Annotated in this window: 23 protein-coding genes and 2 tRNA genes; 8 read left to right on the forward strand and 17 right to left on the reverse strand. The window is 55.2% G+C overall.

What is annotated here, in order from left to right; genetic code table 11:
• Window positions 1-45: 45 nt before the first annotated feature.
• Together WG622_RS02690 and WG622_RS02695 are read right to left on the reverse strand one after the other, a co-directional pair.
• On the reverse strand, window positions 46-1,278 hold the full coding sequence (locus WG622_RS02690) for an N-acetylmuramoyl-L-alanine amidase (protein ID WP_339402171.1): 1,233 nt from the start codon (window positions 1,276-1,278) through the stop codon (window positions 46-48).
• A gap of 57 nt (window positions 1,279-1,335) precedes the next feature.
• Complete coding sequence (locus WG622_RS02695; RefSeq protein WP_339402172.1) at window positions 1,336-2,487, reverse strand: pyridoxal phosphate-dependent aminotransferase; 1,152 nt, start codon at window positions 2,485-2,487, stop codon at window positions 1,336-1,338.
• Here WG622_RS02695 and WG622_RS02700 point away from each other — a divergent pair.
• Together WG622_RS02700 and WG622_RS02705 are read left to right on the forward strand one after the other, a co-directional pair.
• Window positions 2,486-3,871 (forward strand): M48 family metalloprotease, encoded by a 1,386-nt coding sequence (locus tag WG622_RS02700; RefSeq protein ID WP_339402173.1) that lies wholly within the window; start codon window positions 2,486-2,488, stop codon window positions 3,869-3,871. The genes WG622_RS02695 and WG622_RS02700 overlap by 2 nt on opposite strands.
• Before the next feature lie 11 nt (window positions 3,872-3,882).
• Window positions 3,883-4,656 carry a DsbA family protein gene (locus WG622_RS02705; protein WP_339402174.1) on the forward strand — a complete coding sequence of 258 codons (774 nt, stop codon included), beginning with the start codon at window positions 3,883-3,885 and terminating at the stop codon, window positions 4,654-4,656.
• Here WG622_RS02705 and ispG read toward each other — a convergent pair whose 3' ends face one another.
• From ispG to hemA, 3 genes are all read right to left on the reverse strand, one after another.
• The gene (gene ispG / locus WG622_RS02710) at window positions 4,657-5,778 is read right to left on the reverse strand and encodes a flavodoxin-dependent (E)-4-hydroxy-3-methylbut-2-enyl-diphosphate synthase (RefSeq protein ID WP_339402175.1); all 1,122 of its coding nucleotides are present in this window, start codon (window positions 5,776-5,778) and stop codon (window positions 4,657-4,659) included.
• Window positions 5,779-5,885: 107 nt separating this feature from the next.
• Window positions 5,886-7,079 (reverse strand): helix-turn-helix domain-containing protein, encoded by a 1,194-nt coding sequence (locus WG622_RS02715; protein WP_339402176.1) that lies wholly within the window; start codon window positions 7,077-7,079, stop codon window positions 5,886-5,888.
• A gap of 116 nt (window positions 7,080-7,195) precedes the next feature.
• Entirely contained in the window at window positions 7,196-8,419 is a 1,224-nt protein-coding gene (gene hemA / locus WG622_RS02720) for a 5-aminolevulinate synthase (RefSeq protein ID WP_339402177.1), read from the reverse strand.
• A gap of 235 nt (window positions 8,420-8,654) precedes the next feature.
• On the opposite strand from hemA, the gene WG622_RS02725 reads away from it, so the two are divergent.
• Window positions 8,655-10,034 (forward strand): M20/M25/M40 family metallo-hydrolase, encoded by a 1,380-nt coding sequence (locus WG622_RS02725; protein WP_339402178.1) that lies wholly within the window; start codon window positions 8,655-8,657, stop codon window positions 10,032-10,034.
• A gap of 113 nt (window positions 10,035-10,147) precedes the next feature.
• Window positions 10,148-10,237: transfer RNA gene (locus tag WG622_RS02730), tRNA-Ser, on the forward strand.
• Between the two features lie 42 nt (window positions 10,238-10,279).
• Here the strand turns inward: WG622_RS02730 and WG622_RS02735 are convergent.
• A complete protein-coding gene (locus tag WG622_RS02735; RefSeq protein WP_339402179.1) occupies window positions 10,280-11,593 on the reverse strand; it encodes an ATP-binding protein in 1,314 nt (437 codons plus the stop codon).
• A 39-nt stretch (window positions 11,594-11,632) separates the two neighbouring features.
• On the opposite strand from WG622_RS02735, the gene WG622_RS02740 reads away from it, so the two are divergent.
• Window positions 11,633-12,538 carry an MBL fold metallo-hydrolase gene (locus tag WG622_RS02740; protein ID WP_339402180.1) on the forward strand — a complete coding sequence of 302 codons (906 nt, stop codon included), beginning with the start codon at window positions 11,633-11,635 and terminating at the stop codon, window positions 12,536-12,538.
• An 80-nt stretch (window positions 12,539-12,618) separates the two neighbouring features.
• A tRNA-Asn gene (locus WG622_RS02745) sits at window positions 12,619-12,693 on the forward strand.
• Between the two features lie 163 nt (window positions 12,694-12,856).
• Here WG622_RS02745 and WG622_RS02750 read toward each other — a convergent pair.
• From WG622_RS02750 to WG622_RS02760, 3 genes are all read right to left on the reverse strand, one after another.
• A complete protein-coding gene (locus tag WG622_RS02750; protein ID WP_339402182.1) occupies window positions 12,857-14,371 on the reverse strand; it encodes a hypothetical protein in 1,515 nt (504 codons plus the stop codon).
• A gap of 10 nt (window positions 14,372-14,381) precedes the next feature.
• Complete coding sequence (locus tag WG622_RS02755; protein ID WP_339402183.1) at window positions 14,382-15,338, reverse strand: FkbM family methyltransferase; 957 nt, start codon at window positions 15,336-15,338, stop codon at window positions 14,382-14,384.
• Between the two features lie 225 nt (window positions 15,339-15,563).
• Window positions 15,564-17,111, reverse strand: coding sequence for a helicase HerA-like domain-containing protein (locus tag WG622_RS02760; RefSeq protein ID WP_339402184.1), 1,548 nt, complete (start codon window positions 17,109-17,111; stop codon window positions 15,564-15,566).
• A gap of 395 nt (window positions 17,112-17,506) precedes the next feature.
• On the opposite strand from WG622_RS02760, the gene WG622_RS02765 reads away from it, so the two are divergent.
• Complete coding sequence (locus WG622_RS02765; protein ID WP_339402185.1) at window positions 17,507-18,061, forward strand: invasion associated locus B family protein; 555 nt, start codon at window positions 17,507-17,509, stop codon at window positions 18,059-18,061.
• A gap of 2 nt (window positions 18,062-18,063) precedes the next feature.
• Here the strand turns inward: WG622_RS02765 and WG622_RS02770 are convergent, their stop codons facing one another.
• The 4 genes from WG622_RS02770 to WG622_RS02785 are packed head-to-tail and all read right to left on the reverse strand — an operon-like array spanning window position 18,064 to window position 22,320.
• Window positions 18,064-19,272 carry a beta-ketoacyl-[acyl-carrier-protein] synthase family protein gene (locus tag WG622_RS02770; RefSeq protein WP_339402186.1) on the reverse strand — a complete coding sequence of 403 codons (1,209 nt, stop codon included), beginning with the start codon at window positions 19,270-19,272 and terminating at the stop codon, window positions 18,064-18,066.
• Window positions 19,273-19,301: 29 nt separating this feature from the next.
• Window positions 19,302-19,559, reverse strand: coding sequence for an acyl carrier protein (locus tag WG622_RS02775; protein WP_339402187.1), 258 nt, complete (start codon window positions 19,557-19,559; stop codon window positions 19,302-19,304).
• Window positions 19,560-19,590: 31 nt separating this feature from the next.
• Window positions 19,591-20,685 (reverse strand): UDP-3-O-(3-hydroxymyristoyl)glucosamine N-acyltransferase, encoded by a 1,095-nt coding sequence (lpxD, locus tag WG622_RS02780; protein WP_339402188.1) that lies wholly within the window; start codon window positions 20,683-20,685, stop codon window positions 19,591-19,593.
• Window positions 20,686-20,712: 27 nt separating this feature from the next.
• Complete coding sequence (locus WG622_RS02785; protein ID WP_339402189.1) at window positions 20,713-22,320, reverse strand: L,D-transpeptidase family protein; 1,608 nt, start codon at window positions 22,318-22,320, stop codon at window positions 20,713-20,715.
• Between the two features lie 358 nt (window positions 22,321-22,678).
• On the opposite strand from WG622_RS02785, the gene mepK reads away from it, so the two are divergent.
• Window positions 22,679-23,224 carry a peptidoglycan L,D-endopeptidase MepK gene (gene mepK, locus WG622_RS02790; protein ID WP_209358282.1) on the forward strand — a complete coding sequence of 182 codons (546 nt, stop codon included), beginning with the start codon at window positions 22,679-22,681 and terminating at the stop codon, window positions 23,222-23,224.
• A 62-nt stretch (window positions 23,225-23,286) separates the two neighbouring features.
• On the opposite strand, the gene WG622_RS02795 is transcribed toward mepK, so the two are convergent.
• The 4 genes from WG622_RS02795 to pcaH form a co-directional block, all read right to left on the reverse strand.
• Window positions 23,287-24,588, reverse strand: a complete 1,302-nt coding sequence (locus WG622_RS02795; RefSeq protein ID WP_339402191.1) for a lyase family protein — start codon at window positions 24,586-24,588, stop codon at window positions 23,287-23,289.
• A 22-nt stretch (window positions 24,589-24,610) separates the two neighbouring features.
• Window positions 24,611-25,447, reverse strand: a complete 837-nt coding sequence (locus WG622_RS02800) for a 3-oxoadipate:acetyl-CoA acetyltransferase (RefSeq protein ID WP_339402192.1) — start codon at window positions 25,445-25,447, stop codon at window positions 24,611-24,613.
• Window positions 25,448-25,514: 67 nt separating this feature from the next.
• Window positions 25,515-26,138, reverse strand: coding sequence for a protocatechuate 3,4-dioxygenase subunit alpha (gene pcaG, locus WG622_RS02805; protein ID WP_339402193.1), 624 nt, complete (start codon window positions 26,136-26,138; stop codon window positions 25,515-25,517).
• A 1-nt stretch (window position 26,139) separates the two neighbouring features.
• Window positions 26,140-26,868: a protocatechuate 3,4-dioxygenase subunit beta gene (gene pcaH, locus WG622_RS02810; protein WP_339402194.1), complete on the reverse strand. Its 729-nt coding sequence runs from the start codon at window positions 26,866-26,868 to the stop codon at window positions 26,140-26,142.
• Window positions 26,869-26,894 lie beyond the last annotated feature (26 nt).

Here is a 26,894-nt window from a genome sequence, read left to right on the forward strand (position 1 = left end):
AAAACACAACAAGGGGAAAAATCTGCGGTTTTTCGCGTATATCAGTCAGTTGTTCGTGAGATTGCGCGCGGTTTCATCCGCTACCACCCAGGCCTGCAGCCCGTCGCGTATGCCATTGGCCAATGCCTGCCGCCACGCGGGGTCGGTGATGTTGGCGAGGTCACGTTCAGAGGACATGAAGCCGATCTCGATCAGAACCGAGGGGATGTCGGCGGCTTTCAGCACCGAAAACCCGCCCTGACGGTAAGGGTGTTTGTTCAATTCCCCAACCGCGCCCTGCATGCCCAGAACCATCGCTTTTGCGAGCCGTTCTGACCGTGGGGCCGTTTCGCGGCGGGCGATATCCAATAGGACTTCTGCCACCTGATCTTCTGTGCCCGTCAAATCAATGCCAGAGAGCACATCTGACCGGTTGTGACGCTCGGCCAGATACTGGGACGCAGCATCGCTGGCCTCGTCAGACAGGGTATAGACGGTCGCGCCTTGTGCGTAGCCTTCCAGCACTGTGTCTGCGTGGAGCGAAATGAATATGTCAGCCGCGACTTCATGGGCGATGGCGACACGACGTTCCAAAGACACAAAGGTATCTTCGCGCCGCGTCAGAATGATCTCAAAATTGCCAGCGCGGCGTAGAGTGTCGCGCAATTCACGCGCGAACTGCAGGGTGATCTGCTTTTCCGACCATTCCCCACGCTCGGCCCCCGGATCAATACCGCCATGGCCCGGGTCCAAGACAATCACCGTCGGTGCCCAGTCAGGTTTTGCCTCTCGGTCCTCACGCGTGATCGCGGCCTCGGGCAGATCCCAGCGCGGATCATTGGGCGCGCCGGCCTTCGCGGAGAAGTCCTCAGCACTAGCCGCCTCTAAGCGCACGGACAACACAACTGGCCCCTGCCCGTCGCCGAGCTTCATCTCCGCGGTCTTGAGTACCATGGGCACGCTCAGATCTGCGACCATACGACTCCACCCCGGACGAAAAGCCCCAACGCGCACGTCCGAGATATTCTTGGCTTGATCCAATGCATCAGCGTTGACGCCCGTCCAATCGACCTCTCTGAAATCGATCACCAAACGGCGTGGCTCATCCAGAGTGAATATCCTCCAAGGCAGGCCTTGGGACAAAGACAGATCGATCTGAACGCCGCCACGGCGAGCATCAGAAATGGCGCTATTGGCCACATCCACCCGCGCCAACGCCGTGAAATCCTGCGCAGACGCAGGCGCGGCAAGGCTAGCGAGGGCACAAAGCCCAAGACAAAAAGATCGAAGTCTGCTCATGGTCCAACTCTTTGGTTGTTTCCAAAGAGACTACATCAGACAGGCGGCGCTGAGAACTTAAAGATGGCTGCGTTCACGCATAAATGTCTCAAGCCGCAACAATCCCTCAGCAATATCGGCGCTTGAACGCGCATAAGAGAAGCGCAGCGTGCTATGGCCTCGCTCTGGATCGAAATCCAGACCCGGGGTGACGGCGACTTTCGCCTTCGCAAGGATCTCGGCCGCAAACGCGCGGCTGTCGTCGGTAAAGTCACTCACGTCGACATAGACGTAAAAGGCCCCATCGGGCGGCGCGAACTTGGTGAAGCCAGCCTTTGGCAGCCCTTCCAGCATCAAACGCCGATTTTCGCGATATACAGCCATATTGGCCTCAAGCTCATCGGTGGCATCCATCGCCGCCAGTGCTGCCACCTGAGACACATGCGGCGCGCAGATGAACATGTTCTGCGCCAGACGTTCGACCGAGCGTACATGATCCTCAGGAACGACCATCCAGCCGATCCTCCAGCCGGTCATCGAGAAATACTTCGAGAAGGAATTGATCACATAGCAATCATCAGTCAGCTCAAGCGCAGTGACGGCTTTGGCCTCATATTCAATACCGTGATAAATCTCGTCACTGATAAAACTCGCGCCCTTGGCATGGGTCGCATCAATCAGCGCTTGCATCGCGGGTTTATCTAGCATCGTCCCCGTCGGATTGGCCGGAGAGGCTACCATCAAACCAGCGATATCCAGATCCGCGAAATCATCCGGCACAGGCTGCAAACGGTTTTCCGGCGCAGAGCGTAAATCCAGTGGATTGAGCGATAAGGCTTTTAGGATCTGACGATAGCTCGGATACCCCGGCGCGCCAATCGCCACAGTATCCCCCGCATCAAAAAGCGCCGTAAAGGTCAAGAGAAACGCTGCCGAGCTCCCCGAAGTCACAACAATCCGCTCAGGGTTCAGATCGACGTTATACCAGTCGCCATAAAGCTGCGCGACCCGAGCGCGCAACGCGGGCAACCCCAAGGCCACCGTGTAGCCCATGGCATCTTTCCGCATGGTCTCGGCAAGAACGCGCTGAGCGGCCTGAGGCGCGGCTGTGCCGGGCTGGCCGACCTCCATATGGATGATATGCTCGCCTGCGGCCTCTGCCTTGCGGGCGGCCTCCATGACATCCATCACAATAAAGGGATCAACGGTGCTGCGACTGGACTTACGCATGAAATTCCTCTCTGGTACGCCCATGATCTTTGAGCCTTTTCTGACCAAAGCGTCAACACGCTTGACCATCTTCGCGAGCATTTTCCTTGCGGCCTTGACCTTTGTGATGGTGACAGCCCCTGCCCGCGCAGCCACGATCATTCGTGACCCTGATATCGAGTATTCTCTGGCCCAGCTTGCCAAACCCATTCTTGCGGCGGCAGGGCTTGGCAGCAACGTGCGCGTCTTGGTGATCGACGACAACAAACTGAATGCCTTCGTAGTGGATAACCGCCACATATTCTTGCACTCAGGCCTAATCTTAAAAACCGACAACGCTGCGATGTTGCAGGCCGTGATCGCGCATGAGGCCGCCCATATCGCCAATGGACATATCACCCGTCGGATGCAGAACTTTGGCTCTGCGAGGACAGCGGCGAGCCTTGGTGGCGTGCTCGCGGCCATCGCAGGTGCAGCGGCAGGTAATCCTGAGCTGGGTGTTGGCCTCGCGCTTGGCGTAAACTCTTCTGCACAAAGGAACTTTCTGGCCCATACCCGCGCTGAAGAAGCCTCGGCCGATAAATCCGCCCTGCGCTATATGAAGACCGCGCGGGTCAATACGCAGGGCACGATTGACGTACTTGAGCTGTTTGAAGGTCAGGAACTCCTGAACACATCGCGCCAAGACCCCTATGTGCGCAGCCACCCGTTGACCCGAGACCGGATCCGCGCCGCAAAAGCTGGCGCGCAAGCTCTGGTCCATGACGGGGATGAGGACGCCACTGCACAATATTGGTTTGGTCGCGCCAAGGGCAAGCTGTCTGCCTTTGAACGCCCGCCGAAATGGACAAAGCGCACGTTGAAAACTAGCCCAAGCAAAGACGTGCGCCTGATGCGCGAGGCGATCATGTATCATCGCCAGTCGCAGAAATCCAAAGCGATCGCCGCGCTGGACCAAGCGATTGCCATGCGGCCCCGAGATCCGTTCCTCTATGAACTCAAAGGTCAGATCCTGATTGAAAGCCGCGATCAGCAAGGGGCCTTGCGAGCTTATAAACGCGCTGCGGACCTTGCCCCGAACAATTCGCTTTGCCTGGGGGGCTATGGGCGCGCGCTCTTGTCCCTTAAGCGCTATAAAGAAGCGCGTGCTGTCCTTGAAAAAGCCCGTAGCATCGATTTCCGGGATTCCCGCGTGCTGCGCGATCTGGGCGCGGCCTATGCGGCGCTGGGCAATCGAGGCATGGCGGCGGTCGCGACAGCAGAACGCTATGCCTTGCAAGGCCGTATGAAAGACGCGGGCATCCATGCCAAACGCGCTGTCGGTCTTTTACCACAAGGTTCTGCTGGCTGGCGTCGAGCGGATGATATATTGCTGGCCGCAAAGCGCGCGGCGCGAAAGAAATAACGGAGAGATACGTGAAAAACGCCCTTCTGGCCGGCCTGGCCGTTGCCACTTTGCTCTTGGCCGCTGCGGTCTATTCCACACGCGAACAGGACGCGCCGAATTTCGATCTGGCAAGCCTGTCCGCAGACGAGAAAACCGCGCTCCGCGGCGAAATTCGTGCCTATCTCTTGGACAATCCCGAAGTGATCTTCGAAGCCGTCGACATCGCGGAATCCCGTCAAGCCGAAGCGCAAGCGCAACAGGACGTGACGCTGGTGTCTGTCAACGCCGAAGACATATTTAACGACGGCTACAGCTGGATCGGCGGCAACCCAGAGGGCGACATCACGCTGGTGGAGTTTGTCGATTACCGCTGCGGCTATTGCCGCCGCGCGCATGATGATGTGGCCGAACTGGTCAAGACAGATGGCAATATCCGCTTGATTATGAAGGAATTTCCAATCCTCGGCGAAGATTCCCTGCGCAGCTCGCAATTCGCGATTGCGGTGAAACAGATCGCCGGAGACGACTCTTACAAAGCCGCCCATGATGCTCTGATCACCATGCGGTCGGCCGCCAACGAAGTCACCCTGTCCCGTCTTGCCACCACGCTTGGCCTCGACGCCACCCAAATCCTTGCGCATATGAACAGCGACGCCGTGCGCGAAGAGATCGCCACAACCCGTGCGCTAGCGCAGCGTCTTCAGATCTCGGGCACGCCAAGTTTTGTGATGCAAGACGAGCTTCTGCGCGGCTATGTGCCTTTGGAAGGTATGCAGCAGATGGTCGCTGGGAAACGCGGCTGATTACGCGTCTTCTGCCTTGGCCGCCTCAAGTTCGGCGGCCTTGGTTTCGACCTGCTCGACGATGTGATCAATCATCTTGTCGTTGTCCACCTTGTGGCTTTGCTTGCCCGCCAGATAGACCATCCCTGATCCAGCCCCGCCTCCGGTAAAGCCGACATCAGTCATCAAGGCCTCACCCGGCCCATTCACCACACAGCCGATGATCGACAGGCTCATCGGCGTTTTCACGTGCTCCAGGCGTTTTTCCAGAGCCTCAACGGTTTTGATTACGTCAAAACCTTGCCGCGCGCAGCTTGGGCAAGAGATAATATTCACGCCGCGATGGCGCAGGCCCAGCGATTTGAGGATTTCAAAGCCGACTTTCACCTCTTCGACCGGATCTGCCGAGAGGCTCACGCGAAGCGTATCGCCGATGCCCATCCACAAGAGCTGCCCCAGACCAATCGCCGATTTGATCGTACCAGACACAAAGCCCCCCGCCTCGGTGATCCCAAGGTGGATCGGCGCGTCGGTGGCATCGGCCAGCATCTGGTAGGCCGCTGAGGACATGAAGACGTCAGAGGCTTTCACCGAAATCTTGAACTCGTGAAAATCGTTATCTTGCAGGATCTTAATGTGATCGAGGCCGGATTCCAGCATCGCATCAGGGCAAGGCTCGCCGTATTTATCCAGAAGGTGTTTTTCGAGTGACCCACCATTCACGCCAATACGGATCGAGCAGTTATGATCCCGCGCAGCCTTAATGACTTCTTTGACGCGTTTCTCATCGCCGATATTGCCCGGGTTGATCCGCAGACAAGCGGCACCTGCCTCAGCAGCCTCAATCCCGCGTTTGTAGTGGAAATGGATGTCGGCCACGATGGGCACCGGGCTCTCGCGGCAGATCTCTTTCAGCGCTTTGGAGCTGTCCACATCCGGCACCGAGACCCGCACGATATCGGCCCCTGCGTCAGCCGCCGCCAATACCTGTTTGATTGTGGCCGAGGCATCCGAGGTGATCGTGTTCGTCATGGTCTGAACCGCGATCGGAGCGTCTCCGCCGACAGGCACATTGCCCACCATGATCTTACGGGATTTTCGACGCTCAATCGTGCGCCAGGGACGGATGTGGTTCAGGGACATGGGTCAATCACTCAACGCTGTGCTCGTTGACGCATATGTAGTCTTGCGCGCACAAAGGAGCAATGCGCGCGAGTGTGAATTTACAAAGCTTGCGTGGATTTGTCCCGTTACTCGGAAACGGTCAGTTCGCCCGGAGGTGTGATCAGCGAGGCAACACGCGCCAGTTCAGGATCCGCTGTCAAATCGGCGATCTGATAGCTCTGCGTGATTGCGTCCACATCCAACGCCACATCACGTTCGACGGTCGAGCCCTGACCCACAGGACCATAGATCTCTCCGTCGACACGGATATAGACATAGCCCGACATCCCCGCGACCTTCAAAACCGGTGCGGTTTCAGACGCTGGCAAAAGCACTTCACCGCCAGAATTCAGTGTGTTTTCAAAGACAACCGAACCATCGGCGGCTTTGATGCTAAGCCAAGATGGGCGCACTGCAAAGAGCACCACCTCAGGCGGGGTGTCCTCGACAACCTGCGGGACGGCAGGCACTTCTGGCTGATAAAGGTCTGCAGTCGCCAAAACGGTCGCTTCTGGCGTGAACGCGCCGACCGATTGCGGATTCAGCGTGGAAATCGGCGCGTCGCGCGCGACCAAAACCGGCACATCCAAGGCTTGCGGACGATAGAGACGGTCCAGATCCTGCGCAGGTGGGTTAAACACGCCAGAGGCCTCTGCCATCGAGAAGCTTTCTTCTTCGCGCGCCGAGGTCAGTGGATCCAGATCGGACAGCACCACAGGTGTTTGCTCTACTGGAACAATGCGCACTTGTTGGATTTCATTCACAACACTCACGCCGCCATAGCCAACACCCGCGATCAAGGCGAGCAACACGAGGCTCGAGGCAATCGCACGCGGCTCAAGATTGGCCAACATACTTTCTTTTTCGGGCAGATACGGGCCTTTAGACCCTTTAAACGGATCAGGATTGGCCTGAGAGATCACGGTCGCCTCAGACTTTCGCATGGTCGAGGCCTCAGCCGCCATACCATGAGCTGTTTGGAAGCCGCTTTCCTGGCAGAATTTGTCGAAGGTCTCTTCCGGGTTCATACCCAGATACCGTGCGTAGGACCGCACATAACCTGCAATGAAGCCCGGCGTCTCGAACGCCGAGGGATCCGCATTTTCGATGGCTGATATATAGGATGCACGAATTCGCAATTCGCGCTGCACATCCAATAGCGACTTGCCCAAGGTCGCCCGTTCTCCGCGCATCAGATCCCCAAGACTGACGTCATAGTCGTCAAAGCCTTTTGGGCCTGTGTCTACTTCAACGGTTTTGCGCTTTTTGCGCCCGATCATACCCTTACGTGCCTCACTGCCAAAACGGGCTCGAATTTGTTACCCCGATTCGAGCTGCCCCCATTCATTGTGCCTAAGGTAACACAGTGCAACAATATTTGCGAGTTTTGTGAGTTTTAGCCCGCGAGCTCGGCACGATTCAGCGCACAATGCGACCAAAGTTCGTCCATTGCGTGTACAAGCGCGTTAATCTCGCCCGGACCATGTACCGGAGACGGCGTAAAGCGCAGGCGCTCGGTGCCGCGCGGAACAGTCGGGAAGTTGATCGGCTGAACGTAGATCCCATGATCCTCTAGCAGTTTGTCGCTGAGAACCTTTGTGTGGACCGGATTGCCGACCATCACAGGAACAATATGGGTGCCATGATCGATGATCGGCAGGCCCAATCCTTTAAGACGTAGCTTCAGAACTTTGGCAGCCGCTTGGTGACGGTCGCGCAGGTCTTGATCATTCTTCAGATGCGCAACCGAGGCCGCTGCGCCAGCGGCGACCACAGGTGGCAGGCTTGTCGTAAAGATAAAGCCCGGTGCATAAGAGCGCACAGCGTCACACATCTTGGCGCTGGCCGCGATATAACCGCCTTGCACACCGAAAGCTTTGCCCAAAGTGCCGTTAATGATGTCCAGACGATTGGTCAGTTGATCCCGCTCGCTGATACCGCCGCCACGCGGACCATAGAGTCCAACAGCGTGGACCTCATCCAGATAGGTCAGCGCACCGAATTCATCGGCCACATCACACAGCGCCTCAATCGGGCCGATGTCGCCGTCCATGGAATAGACCGACTCAAAGGCCACCAGTTTCGGCGCTTTGGGATCGTCCGCGGCCATCAGCTCGCGCAGATGCTCTGGGTCATTGTGACGGAACACACGCTTGGCGCCACCGTTGCGGCGGATGCCTTCAATCATAGAGGCGTGGTTCAGGTTGTCCGAATAAATAATCAGCCCTGGAAAGAGCTTAGGCAGCGTTGAAAGCGTCGCATCATTGGCGATATAGGCGCTGGTAAAGAGCAACGCGTCTTCTTTTTGGTGAAGATCCGCCAGCTCGGCCTCAAGCCGCTTATGGTAGACAGTCGTGCCGGAGATATTGCGTGTGCCACCAGAGCCCGCGCCTGTGGCATCCAGCGCCTCATGCATCGCCTCAAGCACAACCGGATGCTGCCCCATACCCAGATAGTCATTGCCACACCAAACAGTGATTTCCTGCTTGGTGCCATCTGGTTTGTTCCAGATCGCCTTAGGGAAATGACCCTTGGTACGTTCGATATCGATAAAGGTACGATACCGGCCTTCGTCATGAAGGTTTGTCAGGGCTTGGTCGAGCGCAGCGGAAAAATCCACGGGCTATCCTCCGATATGCTGGCTATGCAGCTTGCGTTTCCAAGGACTTCTACGCGAAACCCGAGGCATTTTAAATAGGCATTCGTTATATAGGTATATAACTTACCAATTAATTTATACGTTCCATGGGCTTTGTCTATGCGACACATTGTTATGCCACAGGCGTATTTGGCTAGACAGCAAGTCTTGCCTTGCTAGGGTGACGCAAACTCCAATTTTTCAAAGGTTTCGAGACATGGATCTTCAACCCGTCCTGAATAGAATTGATGCGGATATCGATGCTGCGACTGACCGCCTGCTCGATTTATTGCGCATTCCGTCAATTTCAACCGACCCGGCTTTTGCCCAGGACTGTCAAAATGCCGCGGATTGGTTGGTCAAAGATCTGACCTCTTTGGGAATCGATGCGACCAAACGGGACACCCCCGGTCACCCTATGGTCGTCGGCCATATCGACGGCGCGGGCCCGCATGTTCTGTTCTATGGACACTATGATGTTCAGCCGGTCGATCCATTAGAACTCTGGGATTCGCCACCCTTTGAGCCAGCCATCGAGGACGCGGATGGTGTGAAACTCATCCGCGGCCGTGGAGCGTCCGATGACAAAGGGCAGTTGATGACCTTTGTCGAGGCCTGCCGCGCGTGGAAGGCCGAGCATGGCGCCCTGCCCTGCAAGATCACCTTCTTCTTTGAGGGCGAAGAGGAAAGCGGATCGCCGTCGCTGGTGCCCTTCATCAAAGACAACGCCGAGGAGCTGAAGTCCGACATCGCTCTGATCTGCGATACGGGACTGTTCCAAAGCAAGACGCCTGCGATCATCACCACTTTGCGCGGTCTCTTGGGTGAAGAGCTGACCATCAAGGCGGCCGACAAGGACCTGCATTCCGGCATGTATGGCGGTCTCGCGCGCAACCCGATTGCAGTTCTTTCTAAAATCATCGCAGGCCTGCACGATGAGAACGGTCGCGTGACAGTGCCGGGCTTTTATGACGGGGTGCCGGAGCTGACCGACGAGATCAAAGCCCAATGGGAGGCCCTGAACTTTGATCACGGCGCTTTCCTGGGCGATGTGGATCTGTCTGAGCCCGCCGGCGAAGCTGGCCGCACGCCGCTTGAAAAACTCTGGTCGCAACCGACCTGTGAACCCAACGGCATTCTCGGCGGTTACACGGGCGATGGCTTTAAGACCGTCCTCCCCGCGCAAGCCTCCGCCAAAATTAGCTTCCGCCTTGTTGGCACTCAAGACCCGCTGAAAATCCGCGAGAACTTTCGTGCCTACGTGCAATCCATGCTACCAAGCGACTGCACCGTGGAGTTCACAGGTCATGGGGCATCCAAAGCGTCGGCCATGTCCACGGACCACCCGGCCTTTGAACAGGCCCGCGCAGCGCTCAGCGATGAATGGCCAGAGGCGGCGGCATTTGCCGGATGCGGCGGCTCTATCCCGATTGCCGGGCATTTCAAAACGATTCTGGGCACCGATGCGATGTTGATTGGCTTTGCAAAGGACGACGACCAAATCCACTCGCCCAACGAAAAATACGATGTCGAGAGCTTCCACAAAGGCATCCGCAGCTGGGCGCGCATCTTGCACGCCATGACCAAAGACGCCTAAGCCCTGATTTTTCAGGCGAATTCGCTGATCAAACCGCAGGGGCAAAAAACTTTTCATTCCGAGTGTTTTGCCCCTTGCACCCCCTGACCGCTTTTGGCTAAACAGCGCCTCACGGAGAGGTGGCCGAGTGGTCGAAGGCGCACGCCTGGAAAGTGTGTAGGCGGGAAACCGTCTCCAGGGTTCGAATCCCTGTCTCTCCGCCATTACCCCACAGATATAGTGAAGAAGCCTTCCGGCTCTCTGTGCTATTTCACCAGCACGATATCGGCCTTAAGCCCGCCAAGATCCTGACTGTCCCCCAGCATCAAACGCCCGCCGTGCGCACGGGCAACATCGGCTGAAATCGAAAGACCTAGACCGACACCACTGACTTTGTTCTGGTTGCGCGCCGCGTCCAGCCGGGCAAAGGGTTTCACGGCCTCTTCACGAAGATCCTCTGGAATGCCCGGGCCATCATCTTCGACACGGATCTTGATCTGTTTCTCGCCTTCAATCAGACTCACCCGCGCCCGCGTACCATAGCGTACAGCATTGTTGATTAGGTTCTCCACCGCGCGCTGGATCGCAACGCGTCTGATCGACAGCCGCATTTCATCTGAAACGGGCTCCAAAGACACATCAGCCCCGTGGGTCGCTGCGAGTTCGACGATGGTGCGCACGAACGGTCCCAAGTCGGTCGATTCCGCATCCCCTTCGGCTGCGTCTTTGGCAAAGGTTAGAAATTCATCCAACATCCGCTGCATGTCTTCAACGTCGCGCTCAAGCGGTTCGCGTTCATCGTCCTCCAGCATACTCAGCCCCAGGCGCAACCGCGTTAGCGGCGTGCGTAGGTCGTGACTGACGCCAGAAAGCATCAAGGTGCGCTGCTCTAGATGGCGTTCAATCCGCGCCCGCATATCGAGAAAAGTCTGTCCAGCCGCACGAATTTCAGAGGCACCTTCTGGTTTGTAGCTTAACTTTCGCCCTCGGCCGAAAGCCTCTGCTGCCGTCGCAAGCCGAGTGATCGGACGCAATTGATTTCTCAGATAGATAAATGAAATCAATGTCATAAGTCCGCCGAAGAAGACCATATTAACCAACAGCTGGTGCGGATTAGAGGCCGACACTCGTCCGCGTGCAAAGTCAAATCGAAGGATGCCCAGTGACGTTTCAATCAAAACCCTCACAAAGCGATCATCCGGCAACTGAACCGCATACACACCCGGAACTCGGTTCTTCAATTCACGCGTCACGATGATACCCGAGAAATCAAACCACCGCCGCAAAGACCCGCTGATAGCACCAGCATCAAAGGCAACATTCAGATCCAACCCCTGCGTGAGTTCTCGCGTCCCAACCAAGGCTGCTGTCGGCGTGTCATAGGCGTTCATCTCATCCAAAACGAGGTTCAATTCGCGCACCAGATTGCCGGTAAGCTGCTCCGTCACCCCTTCGAAGTGACGTTGGATAAACACAACCGAGACCACCAATTGCAGCGTCACCACGGGCAAAATCAGAATTAACGCTGCGCGCCCATAGATCCCGCGGGGCATGTATCGTTTGAGCCAATCGAAATTCATGTCTAGAACCATGCACATAGACGTGCCGAAAGGAAAGAGATGACTGACGCCAAAGCCCCGGAAGTCGGGATCGCCCAAGAGCTGGACCCCGGCCTGCGCAGAATTCTGGCGCCGAACCCCTCGCCGATGACATATTGGGGCACGAATACCTATCTTCTGGGACACTCAGAGATCACCATCATAGACCCCGGCCCTGCCGATCCTCGCCATTTGGATGCGATTTTGGCGGCATTGGAGGCTGGGCAGAAAGTCGCGAAGATTGTCGTGACCCACTCACATCTGGATCACTCGCCCCTGGCCTCGATGCTGTCAGATCGCACCGGTGCGCCGATCTATGCCTTTGGGGATCATCTGGCAGGCCGCAGCAAAATTATGCAGAAACTCTCGGCTCAGGGATTTCTGGGCGGCGGCGAAGGCGTCGATGCCGCGTTCAAGCCTGATGTGTTGGTCGCCAACGGCGATCAGATCGGCATCGAAGACGGCCAACTCGAGGTCCTCCATACCCCCGGCCATTTCGGCAATCACATCAGCCTTGCTTGGGGAGACATCTGTTTCACCGGAGACCACGTCATGGGCTGGGCCTCCTCACTGGTATCGCCCCCAGACGGAGACCTCACCGACTTTATGGCCTCCTGCGATCTCTTGGCCGCGCGCCAATGGCGCCGGTTTCACGCAGGCCATGGCGCGCCGATTGAGGATCCCAATGGACGCCTGACCTGGTTGATCACGCACCGACGGGGTCGTGAAAAAGAGATCCTGGACACCCTATCCAAAGCCTCCGACACCGCCGAAGGACTGGCGCTCAAGATCTATACCGATGTGAACCCGGCGCTCTTGTCAGCCGCCGCCCGAAATGTCTTTGCACACCTCGTTGACCTAACAGGACGTGGCTTGGCAAAACCGACCCAAGATATTGAATTTACGTCACCTTTCGAGATCATTTAAAAAATCTGAGGCAAAAACGAAAAAAATGTAACACCCCCTCTGGACGCCGGAAAATCTTATAGCTATACGGTCCCACATGTTCCGGCGTAGCTCAGCGGTAGAGCAGTTGACTGTTAATCAATTGGTCGTAGGTTCGATCCCTACCGCCGGAGCCAAAAATTCCTAGTTTGGCAAAGTAATCCAAGACTTTAATGGACCATGTTTTGCACTGGGTTCGTCAGTGTGAACTCAAGTTGGTAAAGGGGTCGCAGTCGACAACGACAGCGATCCACGGTCCTTTAAAATTTTAAGCGGTTCATTTCACTTGGTCGTATTCTACTAGTAGCCCCAAAGATGTTGGAGTGAGGTCGCTCCTTTAGAGTTCCATTGCAGCAAGTTTGCCGTGAAGTCGATTTCCGTAGACCTCACCCTCAATGCAGCAATATCGGACCCGAATTTGCTTTTCGAAAATTCAAAGCTCAGGCATTTCTTGTCGCTGACATCCAAATTCAAACTATCGATCTCGTCACCATGTCTGTCGAAAACATTGACGACGACTTGGCCATTCACGTTGCCAAAATTGGTCGGTTTCATAGCTTGAAGGTACAAGATCCCTTCGTCGAACAAATTAAAGTTCACAACACCAGTCAGCCTCGAACTCGGCTTCATGGCTTTGAAGTTGCCAAGCCAATGCGGAAAAACTTTACTTTCAAAGCCCTGATTACGCCAACAACTTTGAAACTCCGTAAAATCTTGATCGTTTGACGTCTTGTTTCTGCAGACCAGCATGGGCTGATTAAGGTCATAGGGATCCGAAGAGGTTTCCGGGTATTTTTGCCAGACAACCAAGTCATCGCCGTCGGTTGTCAGCTCATTTCTATAAACAACCTTGTCTTTCCCAGAGAGTTCCACCTCTTTGATTTCGGAGGTTTCATCCGCCACATAATTCAGAGCCACGCTGTCTGCGTGTGTCGGCCACCACAAACCAAACTCTACTTCGTCATTGTCACTGGGCAAAATAAAGGGGTTAAGAGTAATCCCTTCGGACTTGAATTTTTTTAGCTCTTTGAATTGTTTGCTCTTTAGTTTCTTGCCGGGCTTTTTTGCCGTAATTATGTGGTTCCCGGACAATTGGCCCGAGCTGTTCACTAAGAAGTTGAAGGCATTGCCATTTGTCAAATTAAACTGCTGACCCTCCGACTGCACTTCTTCAACGCCTCGGCACATGGCAATATTTGCAAAAGCTTCTGTGTCGGCGCTGCCTTCGACAACCAAAAGATCGCTGGTTTCGTCTTTGCCTTGCAGATCACAGTAGATATTTTGTGTCTGCCTCCATGAGTGGCAAGCGTGGTTGGTCACAGCAGTTGTGCCGTCAGCGTTGAAAATATCAAATTGCGCACGCCACCGAGAATGCCGCCCCCAGCAAAGCTTTGGGCCAAAGGTAAAATACGTCACAACTTGAGGACTGTCGGATTTGGAAAAGGTTGTTCTAAAAACTTCATAGTCCTTTAGAACTTTTGTGTGACGTTGCGGTGGGTTCTTCCCTACGGCATGGAACAAAAACATCGGAATTTTGTAATCAACCTGAAAATACTCTTTGAAATGATTGTACAAGTTGATGTCACAGTTCAAATCGCTAGGGACAGTCAGAGTCCCTCCGGCAAATTCCAATACGCTGGAGAGTCCTGCTTCTAGGTCATCAATCACCTTCTCTAATGACCCGCCAATCTCCTGTTTGTTTTCCAGAAGAAAATCCCAAATGAACGCGTTCTTTTTCAGTTCAGAAGCATCAAACTCGATGAGCTCCTTTGACTTCCGCTTTAATTTGAGTGCCTTTGCAAACGAGCCAAACATTTAGATCTCCTTAAAGATTAGGAAATGTGCGTTTAATCCACGGGTGTGTTCTATTGAACATTGGGGACACAGGGATCCTGAAAGTTCTAAGGATTTTAGATAGAACCTTTGCCATACGCGTGCGGAATTTTCCCTTTTGAGCCATATCAATCAAGTTTGAATAGAACTCACTGTTTTCGATGTCTGACCGAAATTTGGACTTGGAAATAATTAAGAAAGCCCTGTCAAAACAGTTGTAGGAACAGAGGCATTTCAAATGATGGATTTGATTTTCAACATCCATTTCCAAAACATCAGATAGATTTTTCACATACACGGCGTCGCCTGCATAGACTTGGGGCGTCCAGTTGGTGTTTTGAGCCGCTCCGGTGAACGTCTTCAAAAAGAAGTTTGGTGTTTTCCCGTCTGACATAAACGTCTTTGACAAATGCAAGTCTTGCAAATGGAAGCCAGCCTCAGTCAGGAAAGAATGAAGCTCAACAAAGGTTGGCTGATCCTTATAAACTTGGATGAACTCAACTTCTAGCTCCAGCACATTTACAGTATTAAGATACTCGCCCATCCCCTTCAAAGCACCCAACTCCGCTCCTTGAATGTCCATCTTGATGATGTCTGCGGGAGGAATTTTTTTGTTCTCAATCAAGTTGCTTAAAGTGGCCGTTTCAACCTGAACAATCTTGTCGAGAACATGATACTTTTCACTGTGTAGGTAACTGTAATCCTCGTTGAACTGAAAAATTGAGGATCCCGAATGCCGCACGGGAACATAAAAATTCGTGACACCTTCAGTGTCCGAAATGATTTTGTCAATTAGCGTCAAGTTTTCGCGCTTTTGATCTCCGGACAACTTAGTTTCGTCCAAATCAAAGGCGACGAGCTCTAATTCAGGGAAAAGCAATTTAAAATGCTTGGTGTCCCACCTTTTTGGAATCCCTCCCTCTGCACCGAGATCGTAGAGCACTGCCATTTACGTCAACTTTCCTATTCTTTCTTTTGAGGACACAAAAACGTGTGCCTTGCGAGCCGGTTTGTAGCTAAAAAACCTTCAATCAACAGACTGCTACGCGAATAGTAACAATGTGGCAACCCAAGTGTATGATTGTACTTCCTACCCCAATCGCTACCTTTCTTGAGCGAATGTTTTCGTGTCTTTTTGTGTTTTGAAAAAATCGTGGCTCGCTTAGGCGATGCATTACCGTCCTTTAAACAATCCCCCCAAAAGCCCGCGCACAATGCGTCGCCCCGTGGTGCCGGTCAGTTCCTTGACTACCATGCGTTTCATCTCATAACCAATGTCGATGTCTTTGCGGCTGCGTACCCGGCGCGAGGTGGAACGCCCGACGCGACCGCCGGAAAAACGTCGCGCAGTGGAAAACTCGCGTTCCGCAACTGACATGTCTTCTTCGCGCGCTTCCTCCGCTTCGGCAGCTTTTGCGGCGGTTTCGGCGCGAGCCTGAAGGATCTCATAGGCAGACTTGCGATCCAGCGTCGTTTGATATTTCGCGGCCAGATCAGAGCCAGCAATCAGCGCTTTGCGCGTCGCTTTGTCCAATGGACCCAATTTGGAAGACGGAGGCCGGATCAACGTCCGCTCCACCACGCCCGGCACGCCCTTTTTCATCAGCATCGAGGTCACGGCCTCGCCAACGCCCACTTCTTTAATAGCCTCTTCCGTCGAAAACCGAGGATTGTCCCGATAAGTCTCTGCCGCCAGTCGCAGGTTCTTGCGATCGCGCGCGGTAAAGGCACGCAGGGCGTGCTGCACGCGGTTGCCGAGCTGACCGAGGATGTCCTCAGGGACGTCCGCAGGGTTCTGGGTGATAAAATAGACGCCAACGCCTTTAGAGCGGATCAGCCGCGCCACCTGCTCGACCTTATCCACCAAGGCTTTGGGCGCGTCTTCAAAGAGCAAATGCGCCTCATCAAAGAAGAACACGAGCTTTGGTTTGTCCGGATCGCCCACCTCGGGCAGCTCTTCGAAGAGTTCAGACAACAGCCACAATAGGAAGGTCGCGTAGAGCCGCGGTGACGCCATAAGTTTGTCGGCAGCCAGAATGTTGATCATCCCTTTGCCGTCTGCATCCGTCCGCATGATGTCAGACAACTCAAGCGCAGGTTCGCCAAAGAACTGCGTCGCCCCCTGGTTTTCCAACACCATCAAGCGGCGCTGGATGGCTCCAATCGACTGAACCGAGATATTGCCGTAGCGCAGCGCTAAGTCTGCACGGTTTTCACCGACCCAGACCAGCAAGGCCTGCAGATCCTTTAGATCCAAAAGCGGCAGGCCCTCTTCATCTGCCAGACGGAAGGCAATGTTCAGGATACCTTCTTGCGCCTCAGAGAGTTCCAAAAGGCGACTAACCAACAAAGGGCCCATTTCAGCAACAGTTGTGCGGACAGGATGGCCCTGATCACCAAAGAGATCCCAGAACGTCACCGGACAGGCGTGGTAGCTGTAATCGTCAAACCCAATCGTCTCTGCCCGCGATGTAAAGGCCTCGTGCAACTTGAAGCCCTCACTGCCTGCTTGGGCCAATCCGGACAGATCGCCTTTTACATCCGACAGAAAGACAGGCACACCTGCGTTGGAGAATCCTTCGGCCAGGATCTGCAGTGTTACGGTCTTACCTGTCCCTGTGGCTCCGGCAATCAGGCCGTGTCTGTTGGCATATTTCAGGGTCAAAAACTGCTTTTCGCCATAGCCCTCGCCACCGCCGCCAATAAAGATACCTTTGTCCACGAAACACCCTCGCCAAATACCGCTTCTAAACCCTAGGCTATCTCCATAAAATCGCAACGCTCTGGCCAAATACATTGGGAATTTTTGTGCGAGCGCGGCAATTTACGATATATTCAGCTTAATGAATAAAGACCGTTCACTTTTTCCAGAGAGCCTGTTGACGTGCGAGAAAATACAACGTAGCGTCCAGCCCATAAATAAGTCGGCCAGTCCGACGGGGAGTGTACGAATTGAAGGGGGCTTGCGGGCCCCCTTCTTCTTTTTTACGCATTGTTTCAGCGAGTTAACCATTGGCAGGATGCCGCTTGGGATTGTTCTCAAACTGGAATTCAACCCTGACAGGAGACGCGCATCGTGCTATGCCCGCTGAAGACAAAACATCTTAGGATAATAACGTGAAAAAGCTATTCTCCTTAACGGCGAGCGCCCTTGTTGCCCTGTCAACTTCTGCGTTTGCACAGGAAACCACAGGTGATCAGGGGTTGAGCCTTGGCACACCGGCAGCCCCGACTGTCACGCAAGAGGTGATTGGGGATTGGACCCTCAACTGCCGCTCTAACGGCGAGCGCGAATCCTGCGAATTGTTCCAATTGCTGACACAGGCGGATGGTGCTCCGGCGGTTGCTGTGACGCTTTTCCCGGTCGCAGGACAGGGTCAGGCGGTGGCGGGTGCCAATATGATTGCGCCGTTGGAAACGCTTTTGACCGCGCAGCTCTCCATTGCTGTGGATGAGAACCTGCCCCGCGTTTACCCCTTCGCGTTTTGTAACGCGAATGGCTGCCTTTCACGGGTCGGCCTCACCCAAGAAGACGTCGACAGCTATAAAGCTGGCGGAGCAGCCACGATTTCTATCGTTCCCGCCGCCCAGCCTGACCGTTTGGTACAGGTGCAGATGTCTTTGAAAGGCTTCACGAAGGCCTTCGACACCGCAGCGTCAAAGCTGCAGTAAACTTAGACTGAACGCAGCGCCAAAACTGCGTTCAGACCGCCAAAAGCGAAGGCATTGGAAAGCGCCACATCGACCTTCGCCTCACGCGCCTCATTGGGCACGACATCCAACGCACATTCGGGATCTGGCTCTTCGTAGTTGATGGTGGGCGCAATGACGCCGTCTTTCAGAGCCATGATACAAGCCAATAGCTCGACCGCTCCGGTGCCGCCGATCAGGTGGCCATGCATGGATTTTGTCGAGCTGATCATCAGATTATTGGCGTGCTGGCCAAACACATCGGCCACAGCCGCGCATTCCGTTTTGTCGTTCGCCGCCGTACCGGTGCCATGAGCGTTAATATAACCCACGGTGTCCGGTGCAATCTTAGCGTCCGCCATCGCGCCCGAAATCGCCCGCGCCGCACCGCGTTTAGAGGGCATCACGATGTCGCTCGCGTCTGACGTCATGGCAAAACCGGCGACTTCGGCCAAGATCTCAGCCCCGCGCGCTTTGGCGTGCTCATATTCCTCGAATACGAAAATCCCCGCGCCCTCGCCCTGCACCATGCCATTGCGGTTGGCGGAAAACGGGCGACAGGCGTCTTTGGACATGACGCGCAGGCCTTCCCAGGCCTTGACGCCTCCGAAGCAGAGCATCGATTCCGAGCCTCCGGTGATCATCACAGGCGCAAGACCGCCGTGCACCATCTGAAAGGCCGTGCTCATCGCGTGGTTCGAGCTGGCACAAGCCGACGCGACGGTGAAACTTGGCCCCTTGAGGTTAAATTCCATGCTCACGTGGCTTGCCGCCGCATTGTTCATGAGCTTTGGCACGACGAACGGATGCACCCGGTTTTTACCATCCTCATAGACGGTGCGATAATTGTCATCGAGCGTGGTCATGCCGCCGCCCGAATTGCCCAGAACCACACCCGAGCGTGCCGAGAGTTCATCGCTAAACTCAAGCCCCGCTTGGGCAATCGCCTCACGCGCTGCAATCAGAGTGAACTGTGTGAAGCGGTCAAACAGGGACATCTGCTGACGATTGAACAGACCCTCAGGATCAAACCCTTTCACCTGAGCGCCGATCTTGACCGCCAGACGGTCCACGTCCCGCATCTCTAGCGCGCCAATCCCGCAGCGCCCTTCCCGCATCGCTTCCAGAGTTTGTGCAACATTGTGGCCAAGGGCGTTGATCGTCCCTGCCCCGGTAATAACGACGCGTTTCATTGTGGGTCTTTCACTTCGTTTCGTCGGCCTTAGGCCTGTTCTGACACCAGTTTTTCGATACCAGAAATAATAGAGGCGACGTTTGAAATATCAAAATCGCTCTCGCTTGGCTCATTCGCATTAAATGGGACCGAGATATCGAAAGCCTCTTCAATGGCAAAAATGCTCTCAACCAGGCCAAGGCTGTCGATGCCCAAATCCTCTAGCGTGCTGTCAGGCGTGACATCGGAAACCTCCAGAACCGCTTGTTCTGCGATGATTTCGATTACCTTGTCCTTGACGCTCATGCCAAATCCTCTCTCTTGCCTGAGCAGTGATCTAGTCACTGTCCGCAGGTTTTGAAACCGCTTTCTTCAAATTCGCGACGTCAGCAAACAGGCGTGGCAGGCGGCGGAGCCCCTTATAGGCTTCGACCTGGCTTTCCATTTTCATAGCGGGATATCCCAGCATAAAGCGCCCCTTTGGCACATTCGCCAGAACCATCGTCCCTGCCCCCGTGATCACTGCGTCTCCGATCGTCAGGTTATCCCCGACGCCTGTCTGACCTCCTAGGACCACATTGTTACCGATCTGTGACGATCCGGCGATTCCGACCATGCCACAGAGCAAACAATCGTCGCCAACGACCACATTATGGCCGACCTGCACGAGGTTATCGAGCTTGGTGCCACTGCCAATGACCGTGTCCCGAATGGTGCCGCGGTCGATACATGTGTTCGCGCCGACTTCGACATCATCGCCAATGGTGACCGACCCAATCGAATGGATACGCGCCCAGGACTGACTGCTTTCGACCGAGGATTGCCCCAAGACCTCGCGCGCATCTTCGACCTGATTTTTCTCGGGCGTGACAAAGGAGAAGCCGTCGCCACCGATCCGTGCGCCGGGTTGGCAGATGAAATTCGCGCCAATCTTTACCCGCGCCGCAATGGTCACGTGGTCTCGCAGGAAGGCATTCGCTCCAATCTGCGCATCCATACCGATATAGCACTGAGGCCCGATGACCGAGCCATCGCCGATCGCAGCACCGGCCTCGATAACCGTTAAAGGCCCAACAGAAACATCCGCACCGAGTTGCGCCTCAGGGCTGACCACCGCACTGGGGTGAATACCTTGATGAAAGCCATGCCCCAGATCATACATCTCGGTCACTGACGCCATGGCGAACCGTCCACGATCCGGCAGGATCGCAGCCTCAAGCCCAAGGGCCTGCCAATCCGCATTAGGCCAAAGCATTGCCACTTTGGCCGCTCCTTCGCTCAGGTTTTCCGCAAATTTCGGCTTCATCGCGAGCGCCAGATCTTGCGCGCCCGCGTCCTTAGGCTCAGCCACCCCGGTCACTACCAGATCAACAGCCCCAACCGCCTCTGCACCGATGGCAGCTGCAATGTCTTTCACGCTCAAAGATGTCATGAGGCCCCCAGATCTTCTGGGGCAGGTTTAGCCGCGAACCGCTGGCAAAGCCACCCCTTCATTGGCCAAAGCGCGCCAGATCTTAGCGTCTCGACCATAGATGTCGCGGCGGTACTGCATATGACCCTTCGCCTCGGTGAAGGCCGTACGGTACATGATATGTACAGGCACCTGCTTGATCAGATCAATCTGCGTTTCCTTGCCAGTATCCAGCGTGCTGTGGAACAGACCCTTTGGGTTCTCGCTCTGTTTGGCCAGCAGCGTATAGGCGAACTCAAACGGCTTCTGCAGACGGATACAACCATGGCTATAGGCGCGCACTTCGCGATAGAAGAGGCTTTTGGCCGGCGTGTCGTGCAGATAGATATTGTGGCGGTTCGGGAACATAAACTTGACTAGCCCCAGCGCGTTGCTGTTGCTTGGTGCCTGTTTGATGTCAAACGGGAAGGTCCGCGCAGAATATTGCGAGAAGTTCACGGCCCCCCTATTCACAACCTGCCCACGCGCATCATAGAGCGTCAGGTGGCTGACCGCATATGGGTTGGATTGCAGCATCGGCAGATACTCTTTGGTCGCAATCGAGCGCGGTACGTTCCAGGTCGGATTGATGACCATATGTTCCATAATATCTGAAAACTCAGGGCTTCGACGATCGCTATCGCGGTGTCCGACCACTGTAACCGTTTCAAATGTGATTTTCCCGTTGTCGATAATTTTGGCCGTGAAATCGGCCAAATTCACCATGACATGGCGCTCGCCCTTGGGCATATTTGTCCAGCGTTCACGTTCCATAGCAACCATGATCGATTTCAGACGTTCTTGTACGGGCACGTTAAGTTCTGCAATCGTCGACTGGCCGGCAACACCGTCTGGGGTTAGGCCATGCGCTTCTTGGAACTCCTGCACGGCTTTCTGCATTTCGGCATCAAACTTTGTTGACACTCGACGAGACAGATAGCCCATACGGATCAAACGGTCGCGCAGTTGAACAACAGCAGCCCCCTTATCGCCCGGTTCCAGCTTCTTCGCACGGATCGGCGCGCCCCAGCCACCACGGCCGAGTTGACGCTCAAGCAGGAGCTTTTCTTTGCGCAGACGGGCGTATTCCGGCGTTTTCGGCGCGAGGGCCTTCAGGAATTTTTCGGGATCGCTTTGCTCGAAATTCGCGAGATAGGCCTCACGGTTGCGATACGGGACTTTGCGCACCAGCCCGTCATCAATCCGAGAAGGGATGAGAATTCCGGTCTGAAGGTCGCGCGCATAGTCCAAAAACGTCTCTGAGATCTTAACTTCGACCAAGCCAAGGTCACGTTTTGTGCGCGCGCTGCGAATTTCCGCTTTCAGGCCGGAAATATCGTAATGCGCCGGGACCAGCCCGTGCTCGGCCGAGCGTTCCAACGCATCAAACAAAGCGCTGCGGCGTTGGCGGAACTCTTGACCCTTGCCCGTCCAGAGCGGTTGGAATTCGACGCTTCGATAATAGGCGGCCATGTCTTCATCCGCAGATGCTGCCTCGGCAACAGCCTGCATAAACGCCGTAACTTGTGTGTCACTTTTCGCGAAAACACTAGATGTGGACAAACCCCAGACCAAAACCACGGTCATCGTTTTTGACAGAAGACGTAAGAAAGACATCGCTACCCACCCAAAGACATACACATGTGTTGCCTAATTTTGTGAGACCGTCAGAGGGAATTGTCCATTCACATTTACCTCATCTTGACATTCTCAAAGTGATTTCGCCTCAAAGGGCACAATGTGTGACCCGAAAGCGGCAACTGTTAACCCAGCAGAAACAATAGCGCCTTATTGGGCAAATTTTCGCCCAACTCACGGGGATCACACTCTTTTTCCAAAATGAAACCTTGGTAAACGAATCAAGTTGTGTCATAACTACGGCGCATCTGGGGATAATTTTAATGATCGCGCGGCGGCGCGAGTTAAGAAAGCGACGGGACAGGCGCGAAATATGTTGACCGATAGCTCTCAGAGCATGACACGGCGCGGACTACTGCGCGCCTTCGCAGCGACGACGGTTGCAGCAGCACCGACTTTCACAAATGCATCCGGATTTCTGCGCGGCGCGGGCGATATCCGTAGATTGAAAATGTACTCCGGCCGCACCGGTGAAAGCATTGACACAATCTATTGGATCGAAGGCAAATACATCAAAGACGCCGTCGATGAGATCAACAAATTCATGCGCGACTGGCGCACGAATGGCGTGATCAAGATCGACACGCGCACCGTCGACATCATGGCAGCTTCCCTGCGCCTGACCGACACCAACGAACCCTTTATGTTGCTCTCGGGCTATCGCAGCCCTCAGACCAACGCCATGTTGCGCCGCAACTCGCGCGGCGTTGCTAAGAATTCTCTACACATGAAAGGCCAAGCCGCCGACCTGCGCCTTGCAGATCGCTCTGTAAGCCAATTGGCCCGAGCCGCAGCCGCTTGCCGCGCGGGTGGTGTTGGCCGGTATTCCGGGTCCAACTTTGTGCATGTGGATTGCGGACCGCTCCGCACATGGGGCCGCTAAGGTTTCAGACAAAGGTAAAGAAAAAGAAAACGCTCCCGAGGGAGCGTTTTTTTGTTGGGCGCTTAGCGTCCTGCGAAAATCGCCTCAGCAATCTCGCGACAGGGTGCAGCGGATTTCTGCGGGTCGAATAAATCATCCCAATCCAGATCCTGTTCACACAACTCAGGTAAAGACACGCGCAGAGGCTTACCCGTCTTTGACGCCGCCTTCACCAAAGCCTGCGCCTCGGGACGTGGCATATGCTCGGCCAACATAAAACTGATCTGCTCTGCCATCACGCCATCATTGGCCGCTAGGATCGCGTTAATCTGATCCTCATTCGCCGTCAGCGTCTCGGCCAACACCTGAGCATGCGCCAAGGACGCTCCAACTGCGATAAAGATCTGAGGCAAGAGCGCCCATTCGATCGGCCATTGTCCCCCATCGCGATCCTCGGCTGGATCGGCAGCATCAGCCAAACCCGCATGGGCCGCTTTCGCAAGACTCGCGAGGGTGCGAATGGTCTCGGGACCAACGGGGTTGGATTTCTGTGGCATCGTAGAGGACCCACCCCCAGCGCCTGCGCTGACTTCGCGGATCTCGGACCGCATATGCAAGATCAGGTCTCCGGCAAATTTCGACAGGGCAACCGAGATCTGCAACAGCCAGGACGCGAGGTTCACCAATCCCGTGCGATCCACATGCCATGGCGCAGCTGCGGACAGCCCAAGCGCCTTTGCCAAGCCTTCGCCAATCTGAGGCCCGTAAGGTGCCGTGGCCGTATTACCTCCAGAGGCGCCACCGAATTGCACCAAAAGGATACGCCCACGTATGTCCGCCAGAGATTTTTCTAGCGCGATCAAGGGCTGGGCCCATTTGGCGATCCGTAGTCCCAGAGTGATCGGCGTTGCGATCTGACCGCGCGTACGACCAGCAACCACCAAGGTTTCATAGGTCTCTGCCTTGGCGGCCAATGCATCAATCAACTGGCGCAACCGATCTTCGACCACATCCAGAGCCTCGGCAACGGCCAAAGTCATGGCCGTATCAACTACATCCTGACTGGTTGCGCCCCAGTGCAGATATTGCCCGTGTTCAGGGTCTAATTGGCCGCGCAATTCCGACACCAAAGCCGGAACCGCGACACCCGAGGACAGCACGCCTTTGGACAAAGCCGCCAGATCCACCGAAGCATCAGTCAGGCCATCAAAGATCGCCTGCCCCGAAGCATTAGGGATTACGCCCAGTTCACCTTCGACCTGCGCCAGCACCCGTTCGAACCGCACCATGCGCGCAGCCTCTGCGCGATCGCTGAAAATCTCGGACAGTTCGGCATCGCCAAACTGCGCCTCATAGATCGCGCTTTGAAAGAGTGAAACGGCCATGTGATCCCTGCCCTTTTGCGCCTTAGGCGGCGTGTTTCGCCAAGCCTAGCATCTCGCGCGCTTGTTCAAAAGTCGCTACAGGACGCTCGTATTTCTCGCAAAGCGCAACGGTCTTTTGAACCAAAGCCGCGTTGGAAGGTGCGAGGGTGTTTTTGTCCAGACGGATGTTGTCCTCAAGACCTGTGCGTGTGTGGCCACCCGCCGCGATGCACCACTCGTTCAGCGTGATCTGGTGACGCCCGATGCCGGCAGCGCACCACTCAGACTCTGGGCTCAGACGTTTGAGGGTCTGGACGTAAAAATCAAAGACCTCTTTGTCCACCGGCATCGCGTTTTTCACGCCCATGACGAATTGCACATAAGGGGTGCGCGGCAGACGACCGTCTTTATGCATCGCAACTGCCTGAAAGATGTGGCTGAGGTCGAAGGCTTCGATCTCTGGTACCACGTTGTAGGTTTTCATTTCAGACGCGAGCCAATCCACCAGATCCGGGCTGTTTTCATAAACGCGGGTCGGGAAGTTGTTGGAGCCCACGGTCAAGGACGCCATGTCAGGCGCCAGAGGCAGCATGCCACCCCGTTCGGTGCCTGCACCAGACCGACCACCGGTCGAGAACTGAACGATCATGCCGGGGCAATGTTTTTCCAGACCTTCTTTGAGGGCTGCGAATTTCTCTGGATCAGAAGACGTGGTTTCATCGGCATTGCGTACGTGGCAATGGGCGATGGTCGCGCCGGCCTCGAACGCTTCCTGAGTGCTTTCGACCTGTTCTGCGATGGAAATCGGAACGGCGGGGTTGTCGGCCTTTTTCGGCAAAGAGCCGGTGATGGCGACGCAGATAATGCAAGGTTTGGTCATCGGTGTTTTCCTGATGTGGGTAAAGGGGCGACTTAGGCCACCCCGTATTGACTTGGATTTAGCGACCTTAGATGTCGAAGAAGACGGTCTCGTCTTCGCCCTGAATTTTGACGTCAAAGCGATAAACCACCTGACCGTCGCGTTCCGAACGTTTCGCAATCAGCGTGGCGCGGCGTTTTTCCCATTCGATCAGATTGATCACCGGGTCATTCGCGTTGGCGTCAACTTCATCGTCGAAATAGATGCGCGTGTTCAGACCAATGTTGATCCCGCGCGCCACGATCCACAGGTTGATATGCGGTGCCATCATGCGGCCATTGCGGCCCATCGTGGCTCCCGGCTTCACGGTGTCAAAGCCCCATTCACCAGTTTCAAAATCGGTGATGACACGACCCCAGCCACGGAACCCCTCTTCGACGTCGCCTTCGCATTCGGGATGCGCATATACACCTTCGCTATTGGCCTGCCAGGCCTCAAGCAGCACGTCTTTGATCGGAGAGCCGATGCCGTCGACAACCACGCCCTCAACACGAATGCGCTCACCTTTGGCATTTGGGCCTGCGATGTCCCAACCTAGCTCTTGCTTATAGATATCAAAACCAGCGGCCCCCGGGGCCAGTCCGATATGAACGTAAGGACCCGCCGTTTGGGATGGGGTTTCCTTCAGATACTCAGGAGTGTTCGAGGTCATATCAATTGCCCTCCAGACGGTTTTCAAACAGGGTCGAGCGACGACCGCGCAGCACAATGTCAAAGCGATAACATTGCGTATCCAGCGGGATGGTCGCGTTTTCGTCAAGCTTCGCCACCAGCATATCGACCGCGCGCTCGTCAGGGATGGTTTTGACGATTGGGCAGCGGCTGATCCAAGGATCGCCTTCGAAATAACACTGGGTGATCAGGCGTTGTGCAAAGGCCGTGCCAAAGATCGAGAAGTGAATATGCGCCGGACGCCAGCCATTCACATAGTTGCGCCATGGGTAGGCACCGGGCTTCACCGTTCGGAAGAAATAATAACCGTCCTCATCTGTCAGCGTCCGACCACAGCCGCCAAAGTTCGGATCGATCGGCGCAAGATAGGTGTCCTTCTTGTGACGATAGCGCCCGCCTGCATTGGCCTGCCAAGCTTCGACCAGCGTGTTAGGCACACCACGGCCGTTTTCATCCACCACGCGACCATGCACGATCAGACGCGGGCCGATGGGGTTTTCACCGGGCTTGGCGTAGTTGTTCAGAAGGTCATTATCCAGCGGATCAATGTCATTGTGCCCAAAGACCGGACCTGTGATCTCGCTTGCGGAGTTCTGCAGGGAAATCAGCGAATACTGCGGCGAGCGCGACACAGACGTTTTATAATGCGGTGTCAGCGCGGGCGGATGCCATTCGCGGTCACGTTGGTAGAATTCGGCTGGTGTGTACATCTTGCTAAGTCTCCTCCTTTAGAGGG

It is taken from the genome of Cognatishimia coralii, assembly GCF_037478305.1.
Classification (GTDB): domain Bacteria; phylum Pseudomonadota; class Alphaproteobacteria; order Rhodobacterales; family Rhodobacteraceae; genus Cognatishimia; species Cognatishimia coralii.